A 14,718-nucleotide genomic window follows, 5' to 3' on the forward strand; every position below is an offset into this window, starting at 1 on the left:
TTAAAATGGAAAACGGGCACTCAGTTCAGGGTATTGCAGCTTTAAATCCTTGGGCTTAGTGCTAAATTTTTTACCCACGGGCGTCGCCTTGCCCGATGGCATAAAGGGCAGTTCCTCACCGGTTCTATCTTCGTATAATTGCCCTGCGATAAGGTCGTATTCATCTACAAAAGGGTAAGCATAGGCATCTCGCTCTGGCCAAGCGACTAAACGTGCTAGGGTGTCAGGCTGATTAACCACACCTTCGAAAATTTCTTTACCAAGTGAAATCAAAAAACACCTAAACTCGGCAAAAGCATATTCAGAATCACAACCCGTAATAATGTAAGCCGCCCCCCAAACAGACCACAGATAACTACGGCGCATCTGCTGACCAAACATTTTATCGAAAGCTTTTAACTCTTCATTACTCAATTCGGCAAGTTTCTGCTTCAGTGCTTGAGTCAAAGACTCCTGTGATTGCGCCGCTTCTGTTCGCGTGACTAAACCCCAAAACTCAACTTCTGTCATAAACGTCACCTATTAGAGCCTCTAGCAAAAAGGCATATTCTACACGATATTACGGTTATACTGGACTCGGATTAGGGCATTTCCTACACTTGCTCATCTTCTTTGCTACTGGTGTGCACTTCAATCTATGCCTAAACGTCTTATACTACTGATCACGTTATATTGCCTCTTCAGCATTGCTGCACTTTGGCGTACTGTGATGACTCAATCCCTTGATGTATTCACCCTAGGTGTCCTCCCCGTGCTCGTTGGCATACTCATACGGGCGCCGTGGTCTAGCTTAGTGTTGAAGATTTATATTGGCATGCAAACCTTAGGATTCTCGGCTCTGGGGATTACAGCAATTATTGCCTATCGCATTACCCCTGAGGATGTAAAAGTGGTTGTTTCTGGCCACAACATTCCTATGTTGCCACTTACAGTGAGCATTATTGTTATTTTACTCGTGCAGTATTGGATCGCATTTTCTAAGGTCACGAGACACTATTTGACCCGCCAAACTCAGTAATGGACTTTGTTGCTAAGCTGTTATCAATAGCGTAGCTTAGCGACCCAGTAAAATACTTACGACTCTTAACTTGAAGTAGACTATGAGCCATTTATCGCCCAGCGAACTTTCCATTCTTTTGGTAGAACCTTCAGAGACACAGCGTCGAATTATTATTCAGCGCTTACAACAAGAAGGTATTCTCAGCATTCAAACCGCAGAAAACATAGAAGCGGCTAAAGATATTATTGCTCGCCATAAACCTGACCTTATTGCGAGCGCCATGCATTTCGATGATGGCACTGCCATCGATCTCTTGCGCTACTTAAGGGCCAACGCTGACTGCAAAGATATCCAATTTATGCTGGTCTCGAGTGAGTGCCGCCGTGAGCAACTTGAAATATTCCGCCAATCGGGTGTAGTAGCGATTCTACCTAAACCCTTCAGTGCCGACCATTTAGGTACAGCATTGAATGCCACGATTGATTTACTCAGCCACGATGAACTCGACCTCAGTAATTTCGATGTACAAGATGTGCGTGTATTAGTGGTCGATGATAGCCGTATGGCAAGAAACGTCATTAAACGCACGATTGGTAACTTAGGGATGAAGCTGATTACCGAGGCCGAGGATGGTGCGCAAGCCATAGCGTTAATGAAACACAATATGTTCGACTTAGTGATCACTGATTACAATATGCCGAGTGTAGATGGGCTAGCTTTGACACAATTTATCCGCAATGAAAGCCAACAATCACACATTCCCATCTTGATGGTGTCTTCCGAAGCCAACGATACCCACCTCAGCAATGTGTCCCAAGCGGGTGTAAATGCCTTATGTGACAAACCCTTTGAACCCAAACTTGTTAAAAAATTACTCTATCAACTGTTAGAAGAATAAAACCAGAATAAAACTTAAATCACGAACTGAGTAAATATTCTGCGCTTTACTGAACATCCTGTTGCACGCTAGACGCAAAAGGCTTTCCAAGTGCTAAACCTTATGGCATGTTAGGCACGCTTATTTCAAATAAATCTACGGAAAGAAGAGACAATAAAAATGAACAAAACTGAACTAATCGCCAAAATTGCAGAAAATGCCGATCTAACGAAAGTAGAAGCAGCACGCGCATTGAAGTCTTTTGAAGCAGCTATTACCGAATCAATGAAAAATGGTGACAAAATCTCCATCGTAGGTTTCGGTTCTTTTGAAACAGCGACTCGTGCCGCTCGCACTGGCCGTAATCCACAAACGGGTAAAGAAATTCAAATTGCTGAAGCGACAGTGCCGAAGTTTAAAGCGGGTAAAACCCTACGTGACAGCGTAAACTAAGTTATAAAATTCAATACAACGCCTCCATTGTGAGGCGTTTTTTTTGCCCAATCCCAGTGAAGCACTGAATGTTTTTTGCACAACAAAAGTGCGCCTCTGCCCCACAAACTGGCAAATAAAAACATTTCATTAACATTTAGAGTTCTAATACCTTGTTTTACATGGCATTGTAATAGTGGCATGTGATTAGCAAATCCTTCCTTAGAAAAAAACCAAGATGCACTAATGACCACAGCTGACTTTGAGTGTGCCAATGGTGAATCGATAAATAAGTCAATCGAGGGGATGAGCATGAAGAAATCACTGTACAGCGTTTTGGCCTTATCGACGGGAATGTTACTGGCAGGCAACGCCTTTGCAGCCGTATCAGGCAACATTGGCGGTACCTCTAATTATCTATGGCGCGGTGCGACCCAAACTAAAGATGCGGTCGCAATCCAAGGTGGCCTTGACTACAGCCACGATTCTGGATTTTATGCGGGAACTTGGGCATCGAATGTGGATTTTGGTGATGATACTAGCTACGAGCTTGATCTATATGCAGGTTATGGCGGCAGTATTACCGAAGACATCAGCTACGACTTTGGCTATCTCTACTACGCCTATCCAGACGCGCCGGGCAGTATTGATTTTGGTGAGCTCCATGCTGCTGTCACGTGGAAATGGCTCGAACTAGCTTACTCCCAAGTCATCAATGCCGGTGACGATCTGGCCGCCGATCCTTTAGATAATAAAGATCTCAGTTATCTTGCCGCGACGGTATCCGTTCCTCTCACTGAAAAGCTGAGTTTATCAGTGCACTATGGTTACTCAAACGGTGATGTCGTCCAATCTTGGTTTGGCGAAGATAATTATGCCGACTATAACGTGACTCTCAGCGCAGATACCAGCATAGGCACAGTGTCATTTATGGTCTCAGATACCGATCTCACCGATGATGATGCCAAACTAGTACTCGGATATTCCTACAGTTTTGATCTATAGGCTCTAAGCATAACAAAACGCCACCTTAAAAAGTGGCGTCGTTTTATCACAATCACCTACTAGGCAATAATTGACCTGTTCGTTTTACGGGCCGCAACCATTTTCTCGATATACTCAACAATGGGCTCAGTCACTGAAATCCCTGTTGTTTGCTCAATCCCTTCAATGCCAGGCGCCGAATTAACCTCAAGGATCAGTGAACCACGGTTAGAACGTAAAATATCTACTCCCGCGACAACCAATCCCATCGCCTTCACAGCGGCAATAGCCATTTTACGCTCAACAGAGGTGATTTTTACCACCTCACCACAACCACCTAAATGCAGATTAGAGCGGAAATCGCCCTCGGGACCTTGACGCTTCATCGAAGCAACAACCTTGTCACCGACAACAAAACAACGAATATCACTACCATTGGATTCTTTAATGTATTCCTGCACTAAGATATTCGCTTTGAGTCCCAAGAATGCTTCAATCACGCTCTCAGCAGCCGTTTTAGTTTCAGCGAGAACCACACCAATCCCTTGAGTGCCTTCGAGTAATTTAATGACTAACGGAGCGCCGCCCACCATATTGATGAGATCAGGGATATCATTTGGCTTATTGGCAAAACCCGTCACTGGCATGCCAATCCCTTTGCGGGAAAGTAGTTGCAGTGCCCGCAATTTGTCCCGCGAACGCGCAATGGAGATTGAATCATTCGCGGCATATACACCCATCATTTCAAACTGACGTACAACGGCACAACCATAAAAAGTCACGCTAGCATGAATACGCGGAATGATGGCATCAAACCCAACTAATTCAGTACCTTCATAATGAATGCTAGGTTTAATAGAATTAATATTCATGTAGCAGTTCAGCGTATTGATCACGACCGCTTCATGTCCACGACTTTGGCAAGCCGCGACTAAGCGTTGTGTTGAATACAACTGGGGGAATTGGGATAAAATACCTATTTTCATTGCTGAGTGACCAACTTAAGCATGAGTGAATAAACCGTTCTGCGGCACCAAAAGCACAGCGACAGAAAAAGGGGCTGATATTTGTCTATTGCTCAGTGTAAAGCAAGAAAATATTCCTCACCAGACGAAATCATTATGCTAATGAAATACTTCAAGACCTATCACATTCGGAACTCGTTTAAATTAACAGCGGCAAAATATACTTAGCCTCAAACTCCGTTGCATCTAAGGGACGAGAAAATAAATAACCTTGTAATACAGTACAATGGCGAGAAGTACAAAACTCAGCCTGCTCAATTGTTTCAACGCCCTCAGCTACTGATATGACATTAAACCCATGGGCGAAGTTAAGTAATGCAGCGAGCAAACGAGTGTCTTTATCATCCTTATCATAGGAAGCGACAAAGCTTTTATCGATTTTCAGCACGCTAATGGGAAACAATTTGATATGTTCTAAGGACGAAAAACCCGTCCCAAAATCATCAAGGGCAAAACGTACCCCTAACTCGGCGATTCTATCGAGCATTTTGGCATGTTCATGGGGATCTTCAATAAGGCAATTTTCAGTAATTTCAAGCTCTAATGCTACAGCAGGAAGTCCTGTCTTAGTCAGCGTACTCGCTATTTTATCAAACAGGTTCTCATTTCCAATTTGCGATGCAGACAGGTTAACGGCAATGGTGAATTCTTTCCCTGTTGGCTGTAATTGGGTTAGCCAACTCAATGCCTGTGTACAGGCTTGCTCAAGTACCCAGTCATCAATGTCCTCCATTAATCCGATCTCTTCGGCTATGGGTAAAAACTGATCTGGGGCAATAATACCATCCACAGGATGCTGCCAACGGACGAGGGCTTCCATCCCCACCAGCTGATGGGTTTTCGCATTCACTTGCGCTTGATAATGAACCTTAAATTCATTTCTTTTTAAGGCAGTACGCAAACTCGACTCGATATGATTACGGTAACGCACCTCTTTATCTAAAGCTTCTGAGTAGAACTGAATCTGGTTTCGGCCCATTTTTTTAGCGCGATACATGGCAATATCGGCACATTTCATCAGCTCAGAACTGTTCGAAGCCGCTTCATTATAAAAAGCCACGCCGATGCTGGCACCAATAAGCACATCGTTATCACCGAGACAAAACACGTCCTCAAACACTTTTAACAATCGATTAGCCACAATCATAGGGAAATATTTATAATCATTATCAGTGACTAGCACGACAAATTCGTCCCCACCTAAACGGGCAATAATGTCGCCATCTCGTAATACTTCACTTAATCGAGCGGCTACTTTAACTAAAAGAATATCCCCCGTCTGATGGCCTAGAGTGTCATTGATCGCTTTAAAATCATCTAAATCGAGCAAGATAACGGCTAAATAGTCGTGACAACGTTTGGCCCTTGCTATCGCTCGATTAAGACAAAGTTCAAAACCATAGCGATTAACCAGCTTAGTCAACGAATCGTGTTCAGCTAGCTCTTTTAGTTTTTGGTGACTATTACGTAACGCCAACGCCATTGAAGATCTTTGTTTCGCATAACGAATTGCACGGGTTAGTATCCGCGAGTTGACCTCATCTTTAAGCAAGAAGTCCTGCGCGCCTAGTTCAATACAGCGCTGAGCCAGTTTCTCATCTTCATAGCGACTCAGCATAACGACTACGGTCTGATCTTGCGTCATGGCATTGAGCTTGATCAACACTTCTAAGCCATTAGCATCGGGTAATAAATAATCCAATAGAATACCGTCAAAATGACGTTCTAATGCGAGATTTAAACCATCAAATGCACAATTTGCTTCGACCACATTAAAAGTCAACTTTGACTGTCTGAGTGCTCGGATGATCGCAGTTCTATCAACTTCATCATCATCGATCAGTAGTAAATCCATATACTCACCTTATGCGGATGGGAGCTCCACTATTCGCCAGTAACCTTCAAGCATATTAAAAATATTATTAAAACCATCTTTCATATCAGTTTTAACCATGTAACCAGCCACATGATGGCTATAGGCTTTCATCCTATCTTCATCGGTACTCGACGTGGTGAGCATAAAAACGACAGACGAAGAAAGAGAAGGATCTGAACGTATTCGCTCAAGGAACTCAAACCCATTCATTCTTGGCATATTAAGATCCAGCAAAATAAGATACGGACCTTTGATCGTGTCTAAACTCGTTAGAATAGTTAATGCTTCGATCCCATCCCGAGCACGCACTAAGGGATTGAGTAACCTCAATTGTCTCATCGCCCGCTGCACGGCCATGTAATCCACGTCATCGTCATCAACCAATAAAATGGTGACCTGTTGATAGTGATTTACTGCGCTCATAGAAGCTCCTTTTTCACTATTTTCTTAGGCCAACTAAAGCAAAAACAACAACCTCGGCCCTGCGATTTAAGCTGAATCTCTCCACCTAAACTTTCAACCGTTTTCCTCACAAGTGATAAGCCTAAACCACTGCCTTCAACTTCATCCCTTGGTTTAAGTGTTTGAAACATCTCGAAGACTTTTTCATGATATGAGCTTGATATCCCCGGACCATCATCTATCACACTGAATCGATACTGCTGATCAACCGCCTCACATGAAACCGTAATCACACCTGTACCTAAGTCATGATGTTTTATGGCGTTACTGATTAAATTTCGTATAACTAATTCCAACAATGGCCTTACGGTATAAAAATTTGGAAATTCACCTTTTAGGACTAATTCAAATCCCTGTGGCGGCGCGACGAGCGCAAACATGTCTTCAACCAGTTGCCGACTTTTCACTTCAGTAGTTTCGGTATCGACACGACCAATCCGAGAAAACATCAATAGTCCATCGAGTAATAACACCATTCGATGAATACGACTTTGGATAAGCCCTAGGTATTTCTGTACATTTTCATTGGTGTTATCGACTAAATCCTCTGATAACCAAGAGGTTAGCTGCTCGATACCACGTAAGGGGGATTTCAAATCATGGGAAGCAATATAGGCGAACCTGTCTAATTCTTGATTGATACGCTCAAGCTCAAGCATATGTTCTGCACGCTGAACTTCAATGCGTTTACGTTCAGAGACATTGTTAATTGTCGCGAGAATAGAAATGCCATTACTAAAATGAATAGGCGTCAACCCCACTTCAATTGCGAGTCGACTGCCATCTTTGCAACAGCCAAACAGGTCATCCCGCATCGACATATTTTTCGCAATAGGCTGCACTAAATAGTTACTCATGTGCTGCTGATGAGCATCCCTTAGGGTTTCGGGCAATAACATATTGATGGAACGACCGAGTAACTCGTCTCTGGTATAGCCGAACAAACGTTCAGCATGGGTATTCACTAAAGTAATAAATCCAGATTTATCCACCATAAATAGCGCACTTGGAGAGGCTTCAATTACTAATCTAAAGCGTTTTTCGTTAGCAATTAACTCTGAAGTCAGTAAAGACTCCTTATATCGATTACGCGCCATAATTAACACTGAGTAAAACAATGCCAAAATAAAACCACAACCGATAAATTGGAGCCACATACCTTGGGTCTGTTCCGCTCTCGAGATAAAACGCGATTGTGATGAAATGTCTAAGCGCCACAACTGCCCTCCAACTAAGTAAGTCTGTGAGTGATAAAACACATCCTGCTCATTCGGGGTCACTTTGCTGCTGGTAAACATTAAACTGTCAGCGCTAGCCTGCGGACTTTCATAAATGGCAAGTTTCAAACCTGAGAATCGCTCCCCCATAATCCCTTGCATGAGGTCATCCATCCTAAACGCTGCATACACAAGTCCAAACACGTGCTGTTTACGCTCAGCCTCTGTTGTTGTGGTGCCTTGATAAAGCGGTAAATACATTAAAAAACCCGCTTTAGCATCATCAGAAGTATCTTGAACTAATACTACTTTGCCAGAAACTGTCGGCAGTCCAGTGGTAATAGCGCGAGTGATGGCTTTATATCGATTAGACTCGGAGCACATGTCATAACCCAAGGCTCTTTGATTACGCCAATCAAAGGGTTCTAAGTACACAATCACGCAATACTGATCACGCATTCCTTCTGGGTAAACTTTATAGTCTTTAAAACCTTCAGCTTGAACTTGTTGGATGTGCGCACTTAATGCTTCAGGTTGAAGTAACTGAGCATAGCCAAAACCTTGAAAACCTGGATAATACTCAGATAAATGAGCATTGATGACATAAGTTTGCCATTCCTGTCGTGTCACATTACTCGACGATAATAATAAGCCAACGCCACCACGTAAGACTTGCTCATAGGCAAGCATTCTGCGATTCACGGCTTCTGTTAATTCTTGAACGCTATTTTCGAAACGCTCTTCACCTCTATCCCTAAGATATTGCTCAAGCACATACCAAGAGATCCCCATGAAAAGTAAGGCAGCCACTATCATCAGCCAGCTAGAGCTCAGCACGCTAAAGTAGATATTATTAGATGGGGGGAGTGATTTAGAAAACTGATCCTTGTCCATGTAAGCCAATTCCCTAGCAAACGATTAACAACAAACACTGGTACAAGTGTTGTTGTAATTATGACTAAATTCAAGTTTATCCTACTATTTAACTCGGAATTAACCCGAATATATCTATGACTATACAGTGCTCTTAATCACAAAATAAGCAAAAACTAAATTAATCAAATATTCAATTGCTGTCTCGGGCCTACGCCAAACAGCAGTAAGCTGAATCATCCGACTCACGGGAAGAATTTTTCACCCTAACTCACAAAATTATTTGCTTTTCTACCATACTCTTTTTAGTTAGAAAGTCGTTAGGAACAACAAGAGGAATTCGTTATGGCTCATATTACTGAAGTCGTGCCCAACGATACTGAACTTGAGGCAATGACCACACCAAGAAACAGCAAAGCCGCCGAGGCAATGCAGCATAGACGCGAAGTCAAAAAGCGTTTAGAAGACTACCTCGAGCGGGCGGAGTTAAAACGTGCATTAGGAGATGACGATTTTTTCTAGCCAATTCTATCTCGCTATCTAGTGGTCAAAATGATGGGATGATGATCTCAGTCGGTGATCATTTGTTTCGAACTCGCTGAGTTTTGGCCCACTAAAATCGAATATCTCACCCAGCCAATAATGCTGGGTGTGACTCTGCTTTAGCTCACTAACCTCCAGATTTAATATCGCGTCATCACAGTCATTTTTACCACTCTTGTCGGCTTGAGTTTTGATTAACAAGCATTCAGCCTGAACACACTCAAATAACTCATCGCTGTCATGCTTTGCTCCAATCAATCTATTTCTATATCAAGAACAAAGCAGCTTTAATGTCATATCAATAAAATATTATTAAACAGATGGTTACTTATTTATGTCCCATAGACATAGCGCTAGAATTGTAACAAGTGCACCAAAATGATTCACAAAATCGATAACAGCTAATTTATTTAATCGGTATATTTTCTCAGCTAGCCTGCGAATCAATATGAATAAATGAGGTTTAAGGCTATGATTAGCCACATCTCTCTCGCTGAAATTACCTGCAGGATATACGGGAATGTCTGAGTCGTTAGCCCAATATCAACAAGATCTACGCCGTTTTTCCGATGAATTAATTCGCATTCAAACGCCAATAAAAATTTTAGATGCCATTAAATGGCCGCGGGAAATGGAGGAACGTTTTCTCTCCAATAAGGGCACGGTACTTCCGGCTATCAAGCAAGAGTTTTATCAAAACATTGCTTTACCTTTTGATCCTGTTAAAACCCAAGCTGAGCTAGCCTCCCTAAAACAGGACATCCATAGACGTTTGGGTAAACGAGACAAACTCGGCAAGATATTAGTGGCAAACGTCGATCAGTATCGCCTTGTCATTGATATGTTGGGGAGCAGAGGCACGCCAACCTTTGGTAAGCTCAGCCAAGAATTGTACGGCAGTGCTAGCCATAAACTGCATGGCGATCGCCATACCTTGCGCCAGTTAGGCGATAAACTCAGCTACATTTTCTCGCTGCCCGCGGCGAGGCACATGAATAAACACCACCCTAAAATTATTAGCGCGCCAGAAGCGGTTAACGTTCTCAGCCAACGTTTAGAAAAGTACTTCCATAGCGATGATATGCGTGTACGCCTTAGTGACGGTATCGTCTCTGACGCTGCAGTCGGTGGCGACACTGTTAAGCTCAATAGCAAAGCAATGTTCAGCGAATCGGATCTTAATGTATATGAAGTTCACGAAGGTTGGGTGCATGTTGGCACGACGCTAAACGGCCGAGCTCAACCCCACGCCACTTGGCTCAGTGTCGGTTCTCCGCGCGTAGCAGCAACCCAAGAAGGTCTAGCCGTTTTACTGGAAATGCTGACGCTAAGCTCAAATCCAGGACGGGCTCGGCGAATTAGTGACCGTGTTGCCGCGGTCGATATGGCTGAAAATGGTGCTGACTTTATAGAGGTATTCAATTATTTCAGAGGATTGAATCTAAGTGCGACAGACAGTTACCGTGTCACCCAAAGGGTTTTCCGTGGGGGTATGGTGGAAGGCGGTAGTTTCTTCACTAAGGATATTTCCTATGTACGTGGCTATGTGGAAAACATTAACTTTATCCGCAGCGCCATAACCTCAGGCCTTCCTGAACTCATCCCTATGCTATTCCTCGGTAAATTGGCGATCGAAGATATCCCCGTGTTATACCAAGCTTGCCAAGAGGGCATTCTGACTACGCCTAAATATCTACCGCCCATGTTTGATAACTTTAGTGGCCTTTATGCTTGGTTTGGTTTTGCATCAGGTTTAGCAGGAATCGATTTGAAAGGTGTACAGCGCCATTTCACTCGCTTATTTAAAGACGTACCGAATGTCGTCCCCGCCTTTGAGTTACTCGATGATACTGAATTTGACAACAACTCGGACTAATACAGTAACCTGATTGATTTAAAATAAAAAAGCTCACAACTATGTGAGCTTTTTATAAAACTAAACACTAATCTTCGATAGAAAAACCTTCACCATTACATTCAAAATACAACTCACAGGCAGGATAACTCGCTTTGCCACACGTGTAGAAAATAATGGCATTTCCACCCAACTTTTGAACTTGTACTTTCAACTCTTTTAAGGCTTCCACACTAACTGCGGCAGTGCATTTAAATCCAATCGATCACCCTGGGTCGCAATTGCTATAGCCTTTGGTTTAGTCTGAGGATCTTGGTTAATCACATCGACTAATCCATGCTGCGCCTCGGGTTCTCCATGGACTAAAATTAACGGCGGCTGGCCTTCAAAATGGTGATACCAACGTAATAACTCTGCTTGATCCGCATGGGCTGAAAGTCCACCCACTGTGTGTAACGTAGCCGCTACTTTAATGCTGTTACCATGAATAGACAGTTCCTCAGCGCCATCGACGAGGGCGCGCCCCGGTGTTCCAAGCGCTTGATAACCACAAATAATCACATCACATTCTGGGCGCCATAGATTATGCTCTAAGTGGCTACGAATACGTCCACCGTTACACATGCCGCTCCCTGCGATAATGATCAATCCCTTATGCACGTCGTTCAGCGCTATCGACTCTTCGGTCGTTTGGATAAATTCGACATTCGACAACAGCGGATGCTGCCCAGGATGTTGGCGGGTAAAGCGTTTAAAGTCCTCATCCATCAGCGGATAATTATTAACGTAAACGCGGGTCGCCTCAATTGCCATCGGACTATCTAGGCAGATTTTCCAACGGCCGAGATCCCATTCTTTAGCATATAAATGAAATAGATATAATAACTCCTGTGCTCGTCCAACCGAAAAAGCAGGGAGCAATATATTGCCTTGGCTCTCGTTGACTGTCTTAGCAAAAATGGCTTTCAATTCAGCTAAGGTATCCGTCCAACTGCGGTGAAAACGATTGCCATAGGTGCTTTCCATTAAGACTAAATCTGCCGTATCCACTAAGGTAGGATTACGTAAAATCGGCATACCTGCACGGCCAAGATCGCCACTGAAGACGATTTTCTTCTGGGATTTGCCCTCACCTAACCACAACTCGACTAAGGCGGAACCTAAAATATGCCCTGCATCTGAGAGGCAAATATCCACATGGGGAATAACCCGAGTCACTTGACCATATTCCAATGGTACAAATTGAGTTATCGCGAGTTCAGCATCTTCAACGGTGAATAGCGGTTCTAGGGGTTCAAGATCATGTTTAGCACGCTTTTTATTGACTCTTTCGGTATCGCGGGTCTGCAGCATAGCCGCATCTTTGAGCATGATAGCGCACAGCTCTGCCGTGGCTTTATGGGTGTAGATAGGCCCATCAAAACCCGCTTTGACTAAGAGTGGTAAACGCCCAGAATGATCGATATGGGCATGGCTAAGCACGACAGCAGAAATAGACTCAGGATCAAATGCGAAGGGATCATGATTACGCAACTCATCAGATTTACCACCTTGGATCAAACCACAGTCGAGCAATAAGTGTTCATGATCAACCGAGAGTAAATGACACGAACCTGTCACTTCCGCTGTCGCCCCTAAAAACTGCAATGTCATTCGCATGGTGTCCCTCCAAGGTGTTTATCTCATATAAAGATAGACTATGCCCTTATTCCTAAAACAAAAAGGATTAATTAGTCACGTGCGAGCAATGTCAACTTTAGCTGTAATGCTTAGTCATCAATAACCTAACAATGGGTACAACTGACCTTGACGTACCGTTTTGCCAGCGCTAGCAATAGTGCCATCGCGCAGCCATTGTTCGAGCAAGATCTGCAAAGGCTGTTTGACTTCTGCGGCCGTCATTCCAGCGCTAATACTTGGGCTATAGAGTAATTTAAGCAAAATAAAATCGAGCCCGGTGAGTAAGTCCTGCGGAGTTTTGTCGTTAAAGATGGAGGGAAATACTTTCTCTGAATCATTAGGTAAACCAAGCACTTGAGTAATCTCTTCCACTACGCAAGCCACTAACTTACCGTGCATTTTGGCTTGATCTACAGGAATAATAATCCAAGCACGTTCAATCTCTTGCCGTGAATTGAGAGCAAACTTTGCCATACACACAGAGCCATGGACATTTTTCGCCGAGCTCGGTCCCATTAAGCGCATCACCTCACTTGCCCATAGGGATTGACGGGTAAACACTAAGTGCAGATTCGCCTCAGAGAGCGTATCTACCCGTTGAATATCGAGGCCGGTGATCTTGCCTAAGTGTGTTAAGTGCATCAACACTAATTGAGTGTGCAGCGCCTTATCACCCACTTGATGCTCAATAAACACTCGTACCGGTATGCGCCACTTACGCACGCTATGTTTAGCAAGGTCATACTCATTTTGTAGGGCGACTTCACTAAATGCTTGGGTGATATAAGCGGAGTTTTTCCAATCCGTAGCGGGCGTTAATACTTGGGTTAATCCGGGAGATGTTTGAGCAGCAAATAAAGGTAAAGCTAATAAACTTAGCGTTAGAAAAAGCCCTAAACGAAACAGACGTGCAGTAAAAAATAACCAACTGTAGAAACGTGTTAATACCCTAAGCCACTTTTGCATTGGCACTCATCCCGCAACTTGACGAGGTCACTGAATCAAAATCATAGCAGTGATACTGATAAAAGAAGTCGAAATCTGCAAACAATCTCCTACGACATAGACTTAATAAACTCGCCCAGATAATGCAATGCCGACTAAACCGTAGCCAATAAAACCCCATAATAAAATTACTACACAAAGCATCAATACATTGTTTTTAAACAAATTATATTTAACGATCATTAATCGTATACTGATGATATTACACCACCATTGCCAAGGATTCAGGATGACAATGGTGTGCATTTTTAGCTTAAGCGCTTTCTAACGAGCATAATCCGTGCAACTATTCAGCGAGCTCTAGTCCCTTAACCACCCCTCAACTTCATCGCGCGTCGGTACTGAGCCGCTATGTACGAGCTCACCATCGATCACTACCGCTGGGGTTTTCATCACTTTAAATTTCAATAGGCTTTGAGGATCTGTGTCCTTTTTTACAATAACATCCACACCCATTTCTTCTGATATGTCCGCAATCATCTCAGCGGTTTTGCTACATTTAGCGCAACCACTGCCTAATACTTTGACTTGTTTCATGTTACTTCCTTAACGAACTGTGCTGCAAAATTAAAAATTTCAACCTACTGTCATACTCGCAGCCACATATAGCAAGGTAAATTTCCAGCCAAGCAAACTCATAGACAAGAGTATGGCAACATCTATAGCTCAATTCAGGCCACAATAAGATAACTGCATTATTAGTTGCATTGCATTGATTGCTATTAATTTCTATATATAAATATAAACAAATATTTATAAACCATCTGTTATAAACACTACCAAAAAACTAAAAAAGTACAGCCTAGTTTTTCATAAAATCACAATACTCTAGTTAATTTCACGACTCAAAAAAATAATCTTGATAACACAACAAATATTAATACAACCT

The 14,718-nt window shown here is 43.0% G+C and carries 14 protein-coding genes; 6 read left to right on the forward strand and 8 right to left on the reverse strand.

The genetic code is table 11. The features are described 5' to 3' along the window. Positions 1 to 510, reverse strand: a complete 510-nt coding sequence (locus tag L5L94_RS13945; RefSeq protein WP_263163668.1) for a DUF4240 domain-containing protein — start codon at positions 508 to 510, stop codon at positions 1 to 3. A 127-nt stretch (positions 511 to 637) separates the two neighbouring features. Between L5L94_RS13945 and L5L94_RS13950 the strand changes: the two genes are divergently transcribed. The 4 genes from L5L94_RS13950 to L5L94_RS13965 all read left to right on the forward strand — a co-directional run bounded on the left by L5L94_RS13950 (position 638) and on the right by L5L94_RS13965 (position 3,314). Then, entirely contained in the window at positions 638 to 1,018 is a 381-nt protein-coding gene (locus L5L94_RS13950) for a hypothetical protein (protein ID WP_105250311.1), read from the forward strand. Positions 1,019 to 1,100: 82 nt separating this feature from the next. After that, positions 1,101 to 1,898: a response regulator gene (locus L5L94_RS13955; protein ID WP_263163669.1), complete on the forward strand. Its 798-nt coding sequence runs from the start codon at positions 1,101 to 1,103 to the stop codon at positions 1,896 to 1,898. Positions 1,899 to 2,057: 159 nt separating this feature from the next. Next, positions 2,058 to 2,330, forward strand: coding sequence for an HU family DNA-binding protein (locus tag L5L94_RS13960; RefSeq protein ID WP_006079990.1), 273 nt, complete (start codon positions 2,058 to 2,060; stop codon positions 2,328 to 2,330). 291 nt (positions 2,331 to 2,621) lie between these two features. After that, positions 2,622 to 3,314 carry a TorF family putative porin gene (locus L5L94_RS13965; RefSeq protein ID WP_105250314.1) on the forward strand — a complete coding sequence of 231 codons (693 nt, stop codon included), beginning with the start codon at positions 2,622 to 2,624 and terminating at the stop codon, positions 3,312 to 3,314. 59 nt (positions 3,315 to 3,373) lie between these two features. On the opposite strand, the gene rimK is transcribed toward L5L94_RS13965, so the two are convergent. The 4 genes from rimK to L5L94_RS13985 form a co-directional block, all read right to left on the reverse strand. After that, positions 3,374 to 4,279: a 30S ribosomal protein S6--L-glutamate ligase gene (gene rimK, locus L5L94_RS13970; protein WP_263163671.1), complete on the reverse strand. Its 906-nt coding sequence runs from the start codon at positions 4,277 to 4,279 to the stop codon at positions 3,374 to 3,376. Between the two features lie 178 nt (positions 4,280 to 4,457). Continuing rightward, complete coding sequence (locus L5L94_RS13975) at positions 4,458 to 6,173, reverse strand: putative bifunctional diguanylate cyclase/phosphodiesterase (RefSeq protein WP_263163673.1); 1,716 nt, start codon at positions 6,171 to 6,173, stop codon at positions 4,458 to 4,460. A 9-nt stretch (positions 6,174 to 6,182) separates the two neighbouring features. Continuing rightward, entirely contained in the window at positions 6,183 to 6,617 is a 435-nt protein-coding gene (locus L5L94_RS13980) for a response regulator (RefSeq protein WP_263163675.1), read from the reverse strand. Continuing rightward, positions 6,614 to 8,767, reverse strand: a complete 2,154-nt coding sequence (locus tag L5L94_RS13985) for a CHASE domain-containing protein (RefSeq protein ID WP_263163678.1) — start codon at positions 8,765 to 8,767, stop codon at positions 6,614 to 6,616. Before L5L94_RS13985 ends, L5L94_RS13980 begins: the two co-directional genes overlap by 4 nt. Positions 8,768 to 9,091: 324 nt before the next feature. Here L5L94_RS13985 and L5L94_RS13990 point away from each other — a divergent pair, with 324 nt between their 5' ends. Together L5L94_RS13990 and L5L94_RS13995 are read left to right on the forward strand one after the other, a co-directional pair. Beyond that, a complete protein-coding gene (locus L5L94_RS13990) occupies positions 9,092 to 9,268 on the forward strand; it encodes a PA3496 family putative envelope integrity protein (protein ID WP_006079984.1) in 177 nt (58 codons plus the stop codon). A 541-nt stretch (positions 9,269 to 9,809) separates the two neighbouring features. Further along, positions 9,810 to 11,165, forward strand: a complete 1,356-nt coding sequence (locus L5L94_RS13995) for a flavohemoglobin expression-modulating QEGLA motif protein (RefSeq protein ID WP_263163680.1) — start codon at positions 9,810 to 9,812, stop codon at positions 11,163 to 11,165. A 198-nt stretch (positions 11,166 to 11,363) separates the two neighbouring features. On the opposite strand, the gene L5L94_RS14000 is transcribed toward L5L94_RS13995, so the two are convergent. The 3 genes from L5L94_RS14000 to L5L94_RS14010 form a co-directional block, all read right to left on the reverse strand. Then, entirely contained in the window at positions 11,364 to 12,803 is a 1,440-nt protein-coding gene (locus L5L94_RS14000; RefSeq protein ID WP_263163681.1) for an MBL fold metallo-hydrolase RNA specificity domain-containing protein, read from the reverse strand. A gap of 117 nt (positions 12,804 to 12,920) precedes the next feature. Further along, the gene (locus L5L94_RS14005; protein ID WP_263163682.1) at positions 12,921 to 13,790 is read right to left on the reverse strand and encodes a DUF2927 domain-containing protein; all 870 of its coding nucleotides are present in this window, start codon (positions 13,788 to 13,790) and stop codon (positions 12,921 to 12,923) included. Between the two features lie 339 nt (positions 13,791 to 14,129). Continuing rightward, the gene (locus tag L5L94_RS14010; protein WP_113939188.1) at positions 14,130 to 14,366 is read right to left on the reverse strand and encodes a thioredoxin family protein; all 237 of its coding nucleotides are present in this window, start codon (positions 14,364 to 14,366) and stop codon (positions 14,130 to 14,132) included. Between the last annotated feature and the right edge of the window lie 352 nt (positions 14,367 to 14,718).

The sequence above is a fragment of the Shewanella sp. SM21 genome (assembly GCF_025654335.1).
Lineage (GTDB): Bacteria > Pseudomonadota > Gammaproteobacteria > Enterobacterales > Shewanellaceae > Shewanella > Shewanella oncorhynchi.

What these genes read in the sequence shown, in the direction of transcription:
- L5L94_RS14010 (WP_113939188.1), bottom strand. Translation starts at nt 14,366, where the DNA reads ATGAAACAAGTCAAAGTATTAGGCAGTGGTTGCGCTAAATGTAGCAAA.
- L5L94_RS13960 (WP_006079990.1), top strand. Translation starts at nt 2,058, where the DNA reads ATGAACAAAACTGAACTAATCGCCAAAATTGCAGAAAATGCCGATCTA.
- L5L94_RS13980 (WP_263163675.1), bottom strand. Translation starts at nt 6,617, where the DNA reads ATGAGCGCAGTAAATCACTATCAACAGGTCACCATTTTATTGGTTGAT.
- L5L94_RS13975 (WP_263163673.1), bottom strand. Translation starts at nt 6,173, where the DNA reads ATGGATTTACTACTGATCGATGATGATGAAGTTGATAGAACTGCGATC.
- L5L94_RS13965 (WP_105250314.1), top strand. Translation starts at nt 2,622, where the DNA reads ATGAAGAAATCACTGTACAGCGTTTTGGCCTTATCGACGGGAATGTTA.
- L5L94_RS13985 (WP_263163678.1), bottom strand. Translation starts at nt 8,767, where the DNA reads ATGGACAAGGATCAGTTTTCTAAATCACTCCCCCCATCTAATAATATC.
- rimK (WP_263163671.1), bottom strand. Translation starts at nt 4,279, where the DNA reads ATGAAAATAGGTATTTTATCCCAATTCCCCCAGTTGTATTCAACACAA.
- L5L94_RS13955 (WP_263163669.1), top strand. Translation starts at nt 1,101, where the DNA reads ATGAGCCATTTATCGCCCAGCGAACTTTCCATTCTTTTGGTAGAACCT.
- L5L94_RS14005 (WP_263163682.1), bottom strand. Translation starts at nt 13,790, where the DNA reads ATGCAAAAGTGGCTTAGGGTATTAACACGTTTCTACAGTTGGTTATTT.
- L5L94_RS13990 (WP_006079984.1), top strand. Translation starts at nt 9,092, where the DNA reads ATGGCTCATATTACTGAAGTCGTGCCCAACGATACTGAACTTGAGGCA.
- L5L94_RS13995 (WP_263163680.1), top strand. Translation starts at nt 9,810, where the DNA reads ATGTCTGAGTCGTTAGCCCAATATCAACAAGATCTACGCCGTTTTTCC.
- L5L94_RS14000 (WP_263163681.1), bottom strand. Translation starts at nt 12,803, where the DNA reads ATGCGAATGACATTGCAGTTTTTAGGGGCGACAGCGGAAGTGACAGGT.
- L5L94_RS13950 (WP_105250311.1), top strand. Translation starts at nt 638, where the DNA reads ATGCCTAAACGTCTTATACTACTGATCACGTTATATTGCCTCTTCAGC.
- L5L94_RS13945 (WP_263163668.1), bottom strand. Translation starts at nt 510, where the DNA reads ATGACAGAAGTTGAGTTTTGGGGTTTAGTCACGCGAACAGAAGCGGCG.